At 49.6% G+C, this 14,372-nt stretch carries 11 protein-coding genes; 5 read left to right on the forward strand and 6 right to left on the reverse strand.

The genetic code is table 11. The features are described from left to right. Nucleotides 1-96: 96 nt before the first annotated feature. Complete coding sequence (locus ABFZ84_RS12290) at nucleotides 97-939, forward strand: aldose epimerase family protein (protein WP_369314309.1); 843 nt, start codon at nucleotides 97-99, stop codon at nucleotides 937-939. Nucleotides 940-973: 34 nt separating this feature from the next. Here the strand turns inward: ABFZ84_RS12290 and clpA are convergent, their stop codons facing one another. The 3 genes from clpA to ABFZ84_RS12305 all read right to left on the reverse strand — a co-directional run bounded on the left by clpA (nucleotide 974) and on the right by ABFZ84_RS12305 (nucleotide 4,309). Then, nucleotides 974-3,304, reverse strand: coding sequence for an ATP-dependent Clp protease ATP-binding subunit ClpA (gene clpA, locus ABFZ84_RS12295; protein ID WP_369314310.1), 2,331 nt, complete (start codon nucleotides 3,302-3,304; stop codon nucleotides 974-976). 3 nt (nucleotides 3,305-3,307) lie between these two features. Continuing rightward, on the reverse strand, nucleotides 3,308-3,649 hold the full coding sequence (clpS, locus tag ABFZ84_RS12300) for an ATP-dependent Clp protease adapter ClpS (RefSeq protein ID WP_369314311.1): 342 nt from the start codon (nucleotides 3,647-3,649) through the stop codon (nucleotides 3,308-3,310). A 219-nt stretch (nucleotides 3,650-3,868) separates the two neighbouring features. Next, nucleotides 3,869-4,309, reverse strand: coding sequence for a phasin family protein (locus tag ABFZ84_RS12305; protein WP_369314312.1), 441 nt, complete (start codon nucleotides 4,307-4,309; stop codon nucleotides 3,869-3,871). Between the two features lie 359 nt (nucleotides 4,310-4,668). Here ABFZ84_RS12305 and ABFZ84_RS12310 point away from each other — a divergent pair, with 359 nt between their 5' ends. The 4 genes from ABFZ84_RS12310 to asnB all read left to right on the forward strand — a co-directional run bounded on the left by ABFZ84_RS12310 (nucleotide 4,669) and on the right by asnB (nucleotide 11,708). Then, complete coding sequence (locus ABFZ84_RS12310; RefSeq protein WP_369314313.1) at nucleotides 4,669-6,051, forward strand: D-alanyl-D-alanine carboxypeptidase; 1,383 nt, start codon at nucleotides 4,669-4,671, stop codon at nucleotides 6,049-6,051. A gap of 224 nt (nucleotides 6,052-6,275) precedes the next feature. Next, the gene (acs, locus tag ABFZ84_RS12315; RefSeq protein WP_369314314.1) at nucleotides 6,276-8,219 is read left to right on the forward strand and encodes an acetate--CoA ligase; all 1,944 of its coding nucleotides are present in this window, start codon (nucleotides 6,276-6,278) and stop codon (nucleotides 8,217-8,219) included. A 101-nt stretch (nucleotides 8,220-8,320) separates the two neighbouring features. Then, entirely contained in the window at nucleotides 8,321-9,826 is a 1,506-nt protein-coding gene (xrtA, locus tag ABFZ84_RS12320; protein ID WP_369314315.1) for an exosortase A, read from the forward strand. Further along, complete coding sequence (asnB, locus tag ABFZ84_RS12325) at nucleotides 9,774-11,708, forward strand: asparagine synthase (glutamine-hydrolyzing) (RefSeq protein ID WP_369314316.1); 1,935 nt, start codon at nucleotides 9,774-9,776, stop codon at nucleotides 11,706-11,708. Before xrtA ends, asnB begins: the two co-directional genes overlap by 53 nt. On the opposite strand, the gene ABFZ84_RS12330 is transcribed toward asnB, so the two are convergent. The 3 genes from ABFZ84_RS12330 to pdhA are packed head-to-tail and all read right to left on the reverse strand — an operon-like array spanning nucleotide 11,705 to nucleotide 14,350. Continuing rightward, nucleotides 11,705-12,826 (reverse strand): glycosyltransferase family 4 protein, encoded by a 1,122-nt coding sequence (locus tag ABFZ84_RS12330; RefSeq protein WP_369314317.1) that lies wholly within the window; start codon nucleotides 12,824-12,826, stop codon nucleotides 11,705-11,707. The two genes, asnB and ABFZ84_RS12330, sit on opposite strands and share 4 nt — an antisense overlap. Before the next feature lie 55 nt (nucleotides 12,827-12,881). Beyond that, a complete protein-coding gene (locus ABFZ84_RS12335; protein ID WP_369314318.1) occupies nucleotides 12,882-13,349 on the reverse strand; it encodes a GNAT family N-acetyltransferase in 468 nt (155 codons plus the stop codon). Between the two features lie 8 nt (nucleotides 13,350-13,357). After that, nucleotides 13,358-14,350, reverse strand: coding sequence for a pyruvate dehydrogenase (acetyl-transferring) E1 component subunit alpha (pdhA, locus tag ABFZ84_RS12340; protein ID WP_369314319.1), 993 nt, complete (start codon nucleotides 14,348-14,350; stop codon nucleotides 13,358-13,360). Between the last annotated feature and the right edge of the window lie 22 nt (nucleotides 14,351-14,372).

Genomic DNA, 14,372 nt, shown 5'->3' on the forward strand with positions numbered 1-14,372 from the left:
CAAGACCGCCGCGTTCCTTCCCTCGCGGCGGTCTTCTTGCATCCGGGGCCCGGCTGGTGACATCATGCTGTTCCCAAAAGCCATGGTCGCCGGTTTATGATTGAAATTTCAGCGCAAGACACTCGAATTCAAATTGCGCCCGAATTCGGTTGCGCAGTGACCCAATTTCAATTTGGTGAGCGCAATATTCTTCGTGGAACATCATCTCTTAGTGCAGTTGCTAACGATCCACGGGAAGCCGCTTGCTTTCCCTGCGTCCCATGGTTCGGACGACTTACGGAACCGCTAGTCTCTGGCACAAAACAATACGCTATCAAGTCAAATTTACCGGTCTGCGATGACCAGTTCGCTATTCACGGTGACGGCTGGGTAAATGCTTGGGTGCCTAGCGTGGTTGATGAAAGCGCCCTCACCTGCACTTATTTGCACCAGCCGACTCGTGGTAATTATCCATTCAAATATAGCGCTCAGCAGCGCTTTTGCGCGACCCCGGCAGGATTGGAAATTTCGCTCGGCGTGAGAAATGAGAGTATGAACGCAATTCCTGTCGGATTGGGGTTACATCCTTTCTTTCTGCGAACGGCGACGACTCGCTTAACAGTGAGTGCAGATGAAATATGGACACCACCGAGCCATGACCAGCCCGGCGATCAACGGCCAACAGAACCATCGACGGATTTCAGGCAAACTAATGTGCTGCCCGACAGCGGCATCGACCACACCCTTCTCGGCTGGGACGGTATTGCTAGAATCGAAAATTCCGGTGGTGTCACAACGTTAAGAAGCGACGCGCCATACCTTCATCTTTATGCGCCAATAGGCCAAGGTTATTTTTGCCTTGAACCGATCACACAGCTTCCAGGAAAGTTCGGGAACAGACTTCTCAATACCGGTGAAGACCATGTGCTTACTCTTTCAATAGAGTACACACCAAACTGACCCGCATTTTTACATGCGGGTCAATGATTTTAATTTACTCAACCAATGCCGGAACATTAGAGCCGTCACCACCATCTTTTGGTTTGTCGACATTTTCTGGATCAGGCAAATATTCAAAATCTAGTTTTGTTGGATCATCCTTATCAAGAATAACACGCACGATGCCACCTTCTTTTAGGCTTCCAAAAAGAATTTCATCGGCGATTGGCTTTTTCACATGTTCCTGAATGATGCGAGAAAGCGGACGTGCACCCATTTCATCGTCGAAACCACGTACAGCTAACCACCCTGTGGCCTCTTCCGATAATTCAAAAGTGACACCGCGATCAGCAAGTTGCACTTCGAGTTGCAATACAAATTTCTCCACGATGCGATTGATAATGGCGGGAGAAAGTCCAGCAAATTGAATAGTAGCATCAAGCCGATTGCGGAATTCCGGCGTAAACATGCGTTTAATCGCTGCTTCCGTTTCATCGACTTTTTTACCACCAGCAAAACCAATAGCAAACTTGGCAGCGTCTGAGGCACCCGCATTGGTGGTCATGATTATAATCACATTACGGAAATCGACCTTTCGGCCATTTGCGTCCGTAAGCTGACCATTATCCATAACCTGAAGAAGAATATTGAAAATTTCCGGGTGTGCTTTTTCAATTTCATCCAATAGCAAAACACAATGCGGGTTTTGGTCGATAGCATCAGTCAGCAAACCGCCTTGATCGAAACCGACATAACCGGGAGGCGCACCAATCAAACGTGAAACCGTATGGCGTTCCATATATTCGGACATATCAAAACGGACCAGCTCAAGCCCCATGACAAGGCCCAGCTGTTTTGCGACCTCGGTTTTACCAACGCCTGTAGGACCCGCAAACAAATACGACCCAATTGGTTTTTCCGGCTCACGAAGACCCGCACGCGAAAGCTTGATTGCCGCCGCGAGTTGATCGATCGCTTCGTCCTGGCCAAATACAACCCGGCGCAAATCTTCGCCCAGTTTTTGGAGGCGTTCGGTATCCGATTTCGATACGCTTTTTGGTGGGATACGGGCCATTTTCGCAACGACCTCTTCAATTTCCGGCTCGTCAATGACACTCTTGCGCTTTTCGGCAGTGTAAAGCATCTGGCGTGCGCCAGCTTCGTCAATGACATCAATGGCCTTATCGGGCAATTTCCGATCCGTCATATATTTAGAGGACAGTTCCGCCGCCGCACGAATCGCTTCGTCCGTATACTTAATTTTATGATGCTCTTCAAAATAAGGCTTAAGGCCCATTAGAATCTGTACTGTGTCTTCTTTAGAAGGTTCCAACACATCAATTTTTTGGAACCGGCGCGCGAGTGCACGGTCTTTTTCAAAATGCTGACGGTATTCCTTATACGTCGTTGATCCCATGCAACGAAGTGCCCCTGATTGAAGCGCAGGCTTCAACAAGTTCGATGCATCCATCGCACCGCCAGACGTCGCCCCAGCACCAATGACAGTGTGGATCTCGTCGATAAACAAAACAGCATCTTCATGTTCTTCAAGTTCTTTGAGAACGGCCTTGATGCGCTCTTCAAAATCACCGCGATACCGAGTACCCGCGAGGAGCGAACCCATATCAAGCGAATAGATTGTCGAATTCGCTAATACCTCGGGCACTTCTTCATCAACGATTTTGCGCGCGAGGCCCTCAGCAATAGCCGTTTTGCCTACGCCCGGATCTCCAACCAAAAGCGGGTTGTTTTTTCGCCGACGACATAGAACCTGAATTGAACGTTCAACCTCAGCGTCGCGTCCAATAAGTGGGTCGATTTTGCCAGAACGCGCTTTTACGTTGAGATCAACACAATATGATTCTAACGCGCTTTCTTGTTTCCCGGCCTGAGCCTCAGCTTCTTCACTGGTTCCACGCGGAGCTGAGCGTTGCTGGTTTTCACCGGCCCGTTTTGCAATACCGTGCGAGATATAATTGACCGCATCGAAGCGGCTCATATCTTGCCCTTGAAGGAAATGCGCAGCATGCGACTCGCGTTCTGCAAACAACGCAACAAGCACATTCGCGCCAGTGACCTCTTCACGTCCTGAAGCCTGCACGTGAATGACGGCGCGCTGAATAACGCGCTGAAAACTCGCCGTTGGTTTGGCTTGCTCACCATTTTCAAGTTTTAAATTGGCGAGATCGTTTTCGATAAATTCGTAAAGTTGGCGTCGCAATAAATCGACATCAACATTACAAGCGCGCATGACGGCCGCTGCGTCTTGGTCGTCTGTCAGCGCTAACAAAAGGTGCTCTAGAGTTGCCAGTTCGTGATCGCGCTCTGTTGCCAGGGCGATCGCACTGTGGAGGGCTTCGTCGAGATTTCTACTGAATGACGCCACTTGCTACTCCCGTTCCATTGTACATTGCAGCGGATGCTGGTTGCGGCGTGAATATTCCATTACCTGCGCCACTTTGGTTTCGGCAATTTCGTAAGTGTAAACACCACACACACCGATACCGCTTTGATGCACATGCATCATGATCCGCACTGCCTCTTCTGCGTCTTTCTTAAAGACCGCCTGAAGAAGCCACACCACAAACTCCTGTGGAGTGTAGTCATCGTTCAACAAGAGCACCTTATAGAGAGAAGGCCGTTTCGTCTTGGGTGCTGTTTTAGAGACTACCCCTACGCCTTGTCCTGGCCCTTGGCCTTGATCGTCGTCATGTTCGTGGTCGTCAGCCATATTACTTCAGTTTCCGTATCCCGGCAGAATTTCTGCGATCCGCCGTTTCCGTCTTTAACACTCAAATTCCGCTCTATTAGATATGTAATCGGATCAGGTTGAAAAGGCGCAAATTTTTCGTAACACCAGAAAGTTTCCAAAATTAGGACAAAAAAAGGCCCGGCAATACGCACCGGGCCTTCACGCAACTGTTTACAAAGTGAACGCGTACTAAAACTTTTAAGGACGATATGCCTGAATTTTCTCGACGAGATCGCTGTAGCGTGTGGTCAAAGGCTCGACCGAGTCCTTCGCGGTTTCAGAACAGATGTCTGCCACCTTGTTGATTTGACCGAGGTTTTTCTCGATTGACGTGCGTACAAATTGGCTATTCAGCTCAACCGCATCGTTCAAAGATTTTGTTGCTGACGCCGCCTTTACGTTTGCAACAGTTTCTTCAAAAGCGGCCTTAGAGAACGCTGTTTGTTCAGCAGTCAACTTTTCGATACCTTTTGTGAACGCGCCGGCAGAAGCCATAATCGCACTCAATGATTCTTTTTGGAAATCAGCGAAGGATGAAACGCCTTCGGCAAATTTCTCATAGCCTTCTTTAAAGCTTTCGGGGCTGAACGCCTCAATATCGAAAGCATCGGCAATATTTGTCGTCTTGGCAGTTGCCATGATTGTCTCCCGGATAATTCTAAACGCTACTGATTTGTTTCAATTGCGTTCTAACCACCAGAACGCCCATTGTGCAACGCAACATAGTCGCTAATGTTACTATAGTCAAGCATTTTTGTGCGATGCACAATTTTCTGCGCGCCGCTATCTGTAAAGTTTTTGTTAACTTTCCATTTACCGCGCTCACCCATAATCTGAGTTCGGCATGGTGTTTGCTCATATTTAGCTCTGATCTACCAGAAATGGGACGGGATCCGCGCTAAAAGGGGTGTGAGCGAAAAAAAACGCCAAATCTTGGGGCTGCGCGTCTCTCGAATATTGAAAACGACTTTGAATTAGGCGAGGCTCGCTGTATGGTAATGGCGTTTCGTAGCGTAACAATCTGGGCATTAGCGTTGACCGTGGGTTTATTTATATCCCCACAGGCTCATGCCAACTCAAAATATGCCGCTTTTGTTATTCATGCCGATTCTGGCGACGTCTTTTTTGACCGTTATTCAACGGGCAAACGGTATCCCGCCTCATTAACCAAGATGATGACGCTCTATCTCCTCTTTGAAGCCATAGAGGAAGGAGATCTGACCCTTGAATCTAAGATTAAAGTGACTGCCCATGCGGCCGGACAGCCTCCTTCAAAGCTTGGGCTGACGTCTGGCTCCACAATTAAAGTTGAGACCGCGATCAAAGCCCTCACCGTAAAGTCGGCGAATGATGTCGCAGCCGCGGTTGCCGAGGCGCTCGGCGGGTCGGAATGGCGCTTCGCCCAGACGATGACCGCGAAAGCTCGAAAATTGGGAATGCGGAATACTACTTTCCGGAATGCATCTGGCCTACCCAATTCAAAACAAGTGACCACAGCCCGCGACATGGCCATCCTTGGACGCCGGGTGATGCAGGATTTCCCGCAATATTATCATTATTTCTCAACCCAGAGCTTCACATGGGATGGCCGGACATACCGCACACATAATGCCCTCGTCCGAACCTTCGACGGCGCGGACGGCCTGAAGACCGGTTACACACGCCGCTCAGGCTTTAACCTTGCGACGTCTGCAACCCGTGACGGCAACCGCCTTATTGGTGTGGTCCTTGGTGGTCGCTCGTCTGCTACTCGCGATGCACATATGCGCAAAATTCTGAATGAAGCTTTTGCAGCAATCAAACAAAAGCCTACCCTTATCGCATCGCTCCATCGCAACACGCCAGAACCTCGAATAAAGCCGACATTAATGGCTACCCTTACCTCACAAGCTGGTGCACCAACCATCGCGGAAAATAACGCGATGCGCGAAGAAATTACGATGGCCGCCGCCACATTTGTCTCCGACAACGGCGTCAGCCTCGACAAAACAAACGACAGTATTGGTGCATTAATCGCTTTAGCAGACACCGATGATTTCAATGAGTTCCAACGAAATCGTCTCGCGGCTCTTTCTGCAGAGCCTGAATTCGCCAGCGAAGGCGACACCGACAGCAATATTGATTTCACGTGGAGCGTTCAAATCGGGGCTTATTCCACAAAGGATATGGCTCAACGTGAATTAGAAAATGCGGTCCAGCTTTCCGGAATGGATAATCGCGATCGCGCCGTGCTGCCCACACCACGCGACAGTGGCAATATGCTTTACCGCGCCCGCATCACTCGGTTGACCGAGATTGAAGCTACCGCAGCATGTAAGGCTTTAAAAACCAATCGCAAAACCTGTTTCGTGGTTTCGGACGCGGATACGAAACTGAATTAATCTGACACTGCTGCTTGGCGACCATTCGGCGACGACGGTTTGAACGTCACGCCCGTCGGTAAACTTTAAGTTCCGTAGCGGTCATTAGAAATAGACGCAGCGTCTTTTGCGCTCGCAATCGACACCCCTTTCCTAAGGCAAGCATTAGAAAATATTATGCCCGCCGCAGTTTGCGCAGTGTCATTGTATCCACTATCTTCCGAGAAAAATGCCGGAGAGAAACAATGACGCACGACGCTATTTATAAAGTCACACCCGACGCCGCCAAAATCACACTGACAACTAAAGAAAAGGCGGAGGCTGATCGTGCACGCGCAAAGGAAAACCCCGAAGAATTTTGGGCGAGTGTGGCTCAACGCCTGACATGGTCAAAGCCCTTCACCAAAGTAAAAGACGTATCCTTTGACGCAAAGGATCTGCACATTAATTGGTTTGAAGATGGCGAGTTAAATGCGTCTGTAAATTGCCTCGACCGCCATCTTGAAAAACATGGCGATGATATTGCCATCATCTGGGAAGGTGATGATCCTGATACGCATAAAAACATCACTTATCGCGAAGCTTTTGAAGAAACCTGCCGGATGGCTAATATTTTGAAAGCGCGTGGGGTCAATCGCGGGGATCGTGTGGCTATCTATATGCCAATGGTGCCAGAGGCCGCATATGCCATGCTAGCTTGCGCGCGTATTGGCGCTGTTCATACTGTTGTCTTCGGTGGTTTCTCCCCCGACGCCCTGGCTAGCCGCATCAACGACTGCAATGCCGTTGCCGTTATCACCGCCGACGAAGGTGTTCGTGGCGGACGAACCGTTCCCCTTAAAGCCAATGTCGACAAAGCGCTTAAGCAAGTTGATAGCGTTCGATTTGTTCTCACCATTGAACGTACCGGCGGCAAAGTAGAGATGACACCGGGCCGGGATCTGTTTTGGTATAACGAAGCGCGTAATGACGTTGCACCCGATTGCCCAGCTGAGCCAATGAAAGCTGAAGACCCGCTTTTCATTCTTTATACCTCAGGCTCGACTGGTACGCCAAAAGGCGTATTGCATACGACGGGTGGTTATTTAGCCTTTGTCGCCTACACCCACGAAGCCGTGTTCGACTACCGCCCTGGCGATATTTATTGGTGTACGGCAGATGTGGGTTGGGTTACAGGGCATTCATACATTGTTTATGGTCCGCTTGCGAACCGGGCAACGACACTCATTTTCGAGGGTGTTCCAACCTACCCCGATGCTTCTCGCTTCTGGAATGTCATCGACAAGCACAATGTCGAGATTTTTTACACGGCACCAACAGCACTTCGCGCATTAATGCGCGAAGGCGATGAGCTTGTTAAGAAAACTAACAGATCCTCGTTGCGCCTTTTGGGGTCCGTAGGAGAACCCATTAATCCCGAAGCATGGTCGTGGTATCACCGTGTTGTTGGTGACGGAAAGTTACCGATTGTAGACACATGGTGGCAGACAGAAACCGGCGGTATATTGATCTCTCCATTGCCTGGTGCAACGGACCTAAAACCCGGCTCAGCAACATTACCACTCCCCGGAATTGAACCTGCCATCGTCGACGCGCAAGGGAATTTCCTCGAAGGTGCGTGCACCGGTAATCTGGTACTAACAACATCATGGCCGGGTCAGATGCGTTCAGTCTATGGTGACCATCAACGTTTCATCGATACTTATTTCAAGACATATCCCGGCATGTATTTTACTGGCGATGGCGTGCGCCGCGACGAGGACGGGTATTATTGGATCACCGGGCGGGTAGATGACGTTATCAATGTATCCGGGCACCGCATGGGCACCGCCGAAGTGGAAAGCGCCCTCGTCTCTCATCCGGCCGTCGCGGAGGCCGCCGTCGTTGGCTATCCCCACGACATCAAAGGTCAAGGCATTTACGCCTATGTTACTTTGATGGAAGGTACAGAACCGTCTGAAGCGTTAGAAAAAGAACTGTCAAAAACGGTTCGGGCAGAAATTGGTCCAATCGCAAAACCAGACCTTTTACACTTCACTCCAGCGCTTCCGAAAACTCGATCAGGCAAAATCATGCGTAGAATTCTGCGCAAAATTGCGGAAAACCATTTCTCAGCTCTTGGCGATACTTCGACCCTTGCTGACCCTAGCGTCGTCGACGCGCTAATCGAAGGCAGAAAAAACCGGTAAATCTAGCGAGAATGTAACCTACGGCTGGGTCTTTCTTAACAAAACGGAAACGCCCGGCCACTAATGTCATTGGCGGGCAATTCCGGAAAGAAACCGCCGCGTTGAGCGAAGCACTATTACATAAAGGTCGCAACCAGTGGGCCGCGCCAATCGCCATTTTTGGCGGCTTTGTAATTGTGTGCATCGGTACGTTGCACCCGACAGCACTCGACATGGCGCGCCAGTGGATATTCTCATCGACATATCATCACGGAATTCTTGTGGCTCCACTTGCCCTATGGATGATATTACAGCGCCCCCTACCCACACCGAACACTCATTTTCCATCACTTTCGATCATTATCGTTGCTGCCTTAAGTTGGTTGATCGGCCGCACAAGTGGGATTGCGTTAATAGAACAACTTAGCTTCGTCGGTATACTGATCGGTGGTGTCGGCGTTATCTTCGGTAGTAACGCGCTAAAGCAATGGGCATTTCCGCTCGCTTTTCTCTTCTTCATGGTTCCGTTTGGCGAAACCATTGTCCCATTCTTGCAGGATATGACAGCCGCAACTGTTGTTTGGCTATTAAATCTATTCGGGTTTCAAACTTCTATTGACGGTATTTTAATTAGAACTTCCGCCGGTGTTTTTGAAATAGCCGAAGCATGTTCGGGTCTCAATTTTTTGCTTGCTGCACTAATGATTTCTAGTCTTTACGCCTATTTATCATTACGAACCTTTCGTTCACGCATGGTTTTTGTCTTCATCGCCGCTGTTGTTGGGTTAGTCGCAAATTTTATACGAGTCTTTTTGTTGGTTCTCGTCGCAACAATCACCAATATGAAAATTGCTGTTGGTCCTGACCATATGATTTTAGGGCTGGCGTTCTATGCTCTTGTTTTTCTATCGCTGTTTTATATTGGCGAACATATGCGTCTAAACGCCCCCGCAATAACTGCCAATGCTCCTCTCGTCACTCATGATCATTGGCGAAGTTGGGTCGCAGTTACAGCCGCTTTACCGGTGATTTTTGTCAGTCTCTATACAAATTTTCTTGGCATATATACCGCGCAAGACATAAACACAGCCGACATCGACCCATTACAAGCAACGCAATGGCGGATGCGTACCGCACCCGAAAATTGGTCACCGGTTTTTGTAAACCCAGATTTCAAAACTGGGGCAACATATGAAAAATCAGGAGATGCGGTTTATGTAAACCTTGCGGCCTATACTCATGACCGTCCAGGCGCAGAAATTATTACCAGCATGAACCGGGCTTGGGATGATCGGGATTGGCACCGCATTGCCACAGAAAAATATGTCATTTTTCTGTTCGGGCGGTCACAACAAACAAACGTCGATATCGTCGCTGGCACCCAAGGAAGGCGACTTGCTGTTGCAACCGCGTATTGGCGCGGGTCAGAAGTCTATTTAGACAAGAAAAAATTCAAAATTGATCAGACCCTTGATAAGCTAAAAGGTGTGAACCCTCCGGGCGGTATTGTGATGATCGCAGCGACTTTCGTGAACGACCCAGAAGAGGCCGTACGCAAAATCCGCGCCTTTACAGGTGACGTTGAAAAACTCAGCGTCTGGCAAGCGCGCAACAAAGTCATTCCTTAACGTGTGCGGAATAGCAGGCATTTTTGATCTTCGCGGGGAACGGGATGTTGATCGCCGTGCCCTCAAAGCGATGAACGACCAATTAATCCATCGTGGCCCCGATGGTGAAGGTTATTACTTCGCCCCTGGTATTGGCTTTGCTCATCGCCGATTGGCGATCATTGACCGCGAAGGGGGCGCACAACCATTTCATACTCAAACCAATGAAGCCGTTTTAAGCTTCAACGGTGAAATCTATAATTATCGCGATCTGGCGCGGGGTCTAACCGGTGTTTCTCTTAAAACTCGTTCGGATACAGAGGTTTTGGCCGAAGGTCTCGCACTCCAGGGGCCAAAATTCCTACATGAACTGCGCGGCATGTTTGCAATTTCATTTTGGGATCCAACCTCAAAAAAACTATTATTGGCGCGTGACCGTCTCGGCGAACGGCCCCTTTATTACGCAACAACGAATGATGGTTTTTTGCTCTTTGCCTCTGAAATCGGCGCGATCATCGCCTCGGGCCTGGTTGAAACCGGTCACGACCCCCGAGCCATCTCCGACTATTTCTACTACGGCTATGTCCCTGATCCAAAAACGATCTATCGTGGTATTTATAAGCTCCCGCCTGCTCATACGTTGACTGTAAGGTCCGGCGGCAGAGTTGAACCTGAGCGATACTGGCGGCCAGTATTCGCCAACGGGTCGACGTTACCGTTTGGCGATGCGTCTGAACAGTTAAGAGAAAAAGTCGATCAGGCTGTAAGCTACCAAATGGTTTCCGACGTACCTTTAGGTGCTTTCCTCTCTGGTGGCGTCGACTCGGCCAGCATCGTCTCGTCGATGGCAGAAACGAATACGGATATTATTGCGTGTACGATTGGATTTGATCAAAAAAGCCATGACGAACGCGCTGCCGCCCGTGAGATCGCATCGCAATTCGGCGCAACCCATCATGAAGGAATGGCCGAATGTGACGCCACGTCACTGATTGATGTGATTGCGACAACCTATGGCGAACCATTTGCCGACGCGTCAGCATTACCCTCGTATCTCGTAGCAAAAATCGCACGGCAACATGTAACGGTTGCACTCTCAGGTGACGGCGGCGACGAAATTTTTGCGGGTTATCGGCGTTATCCATTTCATTTGGCTGAAGAAAAGCTGCGCTGTCTTGCGCCGCATGCTCTTCGTCAGATGGTTTTTGGTCCTGCTGGCGCATTATACCCAAAACTTGATTGGGCACCGCGCCCACTGCGGTTTAAAACGACGTTTCAATCACTCGCACAGTCTTCTGCGGCGGGCTATGCGTCGGCAGTCGCAATCAATCTACCCGATAGAATCGACAAAATGCTCAATGGCGATTTTCATCGGACTTTGTCGGGGTACCAACCGCAATCGATAATCAGCGATGCCATGGATAAAGCAGGTACGGCCGATCCACTTGCCCGTGCGCAATACGCGGACCTGATGACCTGGCTGCCCGGACGCATGTTGACCAAAGTTGATCGAGCGTCGATGGCGCACTCATTAGAGGTTCGTCCACCATTGTTAGATCACAAAATTGTCGAATGGGCCGGATCGTTACCTGCCAACTATAAGCTCGAAGGACATCTTGGTAAGCGTGTTTTGAAAGAAGCGTTTACACCGCGTCTTGGTGAGGCATTTATCGCACGGAAAAAACAAGGATTTGCACCGCCAATAAGCGAATGGATGCGCCGTGAAAACAATAACCCGGCGCTTCGGCTAAATGCTTCTCGGCATTGGCGCGAGGCCGGCATTTTTAATGAAAAACAAATCGATAAAATGATTATTGATCATAAAAGTGGCAGCACTGATTGTGCACAAGAGCTTTGGAGTGTTGTCATGTTTGATGCATTCTTGCGCACCAGTCGAAATTAACGCGCAACAATTTCAGAAAATATCTCTGTATAACGATTAATCATTTGATCGCGAGAAAAAGTACTGCGCGCTTTTTGCTGATTGGCGAGACCAATCGTTTTTCTCAACGCGGGTGATTCAATCAACGCCTCCATCGCCGCATGATAAGCATGCTCATCACCCAGCGCGGTGATATATGGCTTGTTTTCATCTGAAACCATTTCGCGAATATCACCGACATCAGTGGAAACCACGGGCAGCCCTGCGGCCATCGCTTCCATCAAACTTATTGGGGCCTGTTCCGTATCTGACGACAATGCAAACAGATCAAATGTTGCAATAGCATCCGCAGGGGACGATGTGGCACCCGGAAGCATTATATTGCTTGTGTCGCCAATTCGTGCCGCAAGCGACTGTCGCTCCGTTCCCTCACCGACGATTACTAGCTGAGCGTCAAAACTGCTCTCCAGCGCACGAAAAGCAGTGATCAAGCGGCTGTAATTTTTCTCTGGCCGAAGCGACCCAAGCGAGCCAATGTTAACCCTTTCCCCTGTCGGTCGTGGCCGGTCAAATCGAGCGAGATCAATACCGTTTTCTACGCGGCGAACGTTTTTTAATTTCCATTGTTCGCGCGCTGCGCGCTCAAGCCCATGCGAAGGTACGATGACCATACTTTGACGCAACAAAAACCGGCGACCCAATACCCTTTTATTCGACTGTTGATCAATTTTTTCGTCTGGCCCAAAGCCATCCTCAAAATGCAAATTCGGAATATTCGGCCCTGCTCGGTTCGCTATAACAGCTTCGATTGAACCCCAATTATAGGTGCAAACGATGACGGGCTTACATTTCTTTATAACCCCCATCAGACCACGGATGTTTGTCAAACTGATCCCTGATGATTTTTTCATCGCAAAACTTGAATAGGCAACATTGGCGTTTTCTGACACCAATCCGCGCGCCGAATGATCACCATCAAGGGCGACAATATGATGAGAAAATTCAGCCCCGAGGCCATCAATGAGCGTCGCCAGCCGCGCTTGCTGTCCGCCGAATGCAAAACTCGGAATAATATGTAGTAACGCTGTTAGGTCCGTCTTCTGACCCTTGCCATGCGTTTTGAATTTGATTCTCGTCATGCGGATAGGTTTGGCAGAAATCGCGTCACGCGCAAAGCCCTTGAGTCCGACCCCGCTAAACCACAGCAGTCAAAATATAACGCGCCTCGCCAGGTCCGTAATAATCCTCATCGCGTTCGATTTCACGAAATCCGATTGATTTATAAAGGCCAATCGCAGGCGCATTCTCTGGACTTACAGTTAACGTGATCGTTTTCACGTCGCGCGATTTAGCCCATACAAACGCGGCATCAAGTAGTGCCCGGCCCAACCCAGCGCCCCGGGATTCAGACGAGACGGCAACCGAGTAAATTTCTGCGATTGAGGCGTCACCGTTATGCTGACCAATGATCAAATAACCACAAGGCCGACCATTCAGCATAGCCACCAAAAATCCATCGCCAAAAATGGATAAAGCCTGGCGGAAGAAAAACGCCGGATAGATTGCCGGTGACATCACTTCACGTTCGATCGCGGCGATGCGATCGATATCACTCAGTACGGCTGTTCTTATAGTCGCACTCGATTTATCGACCGCGGCCATAAATGCGATCAAGCGTAAATGTCGGTGAAGAGTTCAGACGTTGCTGGTTCCGGGCTTTCGAGTGAGAAATCAGCGGCTTCTTTAACGATTGCCTTAATTTCTTTGTCCATCTCTTTAAGCGCGGCTTCGTCCTTAAACCCATTATCCGCAAGGCGTTTTTCACAACGTTTAATCGGATCATTATGCTCGCGGATGTCATCAACTTCTTCGCGACTACGATATTTCGCGGGGTCTGACATCGAGTGACCACGATAGCGATAGGTTTTCATCTCGAGGATATAAGGGCCTTCACCATTGCGTGCATGCTCTACGGCCTGACGGGCAGCCTCACGAACGGCAAGCACATCCATGCCGTCGACTTCCATGCCTGGAATACCGAATGCGGCACCGCGACGATAAAGATGCGTATCGGAATGAGATCGCGTAACGCTCGTTCCCATTGCGTATTGATTGTTTTCAATGACGAACACCACCGGCAACTTCCATAGCTGGGCCATGTTCATCGCTTCAAAGACCTGTCCCTGATTGGATGCGCCGTCGCCAAAATAGGTCAAACTGACTTTTTTCTCGTCGCGATAACGATTGGCGAAGCCAAGACCAACACCCAACGGGATCTGCGCACCAACAATACCGTGGCCGCCATAGAATTCTTTTTCTTTGGAGAACATGTGCATGGAGCCCCCCTTACCTTTGGAGTAACCGCCTTCGCGGCCGGTAAGTTCAGCCATCACACCTTTTGCGTCCATCCCACATGCGAGCATGTGGCCGTGGTCACGATATCCAGTGATCGTTTGGTCGCCCTCTTGCTTGACGGCTTCCATGCCCACCACAACCGCCTCTTGGCCGATATAAAGGTGACAAAAACCGCCAATATGGCCCATGCCATAAAGCTGGCCGGCACGCTCTTCAAAACGCCGAATAAGCAGCATGTCGCGGTAATATTGTAATAGCTCTTCGTTGGTCGCAGTCAGGTTTGATTTAGCTGAGGCGTCAGCGGCCATTTCTTGTCTCTCCACAGTATTT

It is taken from the genome of Hyphococcus lacteus (genome assembly GCF_041058985.1).
Taxonomy (GTDB): domain Bacteria; phylum Pseudomonadota; class Alphaproteobacteria; order Caulobacterales; family Parvularculaceae; genus Hyphococcus; species Hyphococcus lacteus.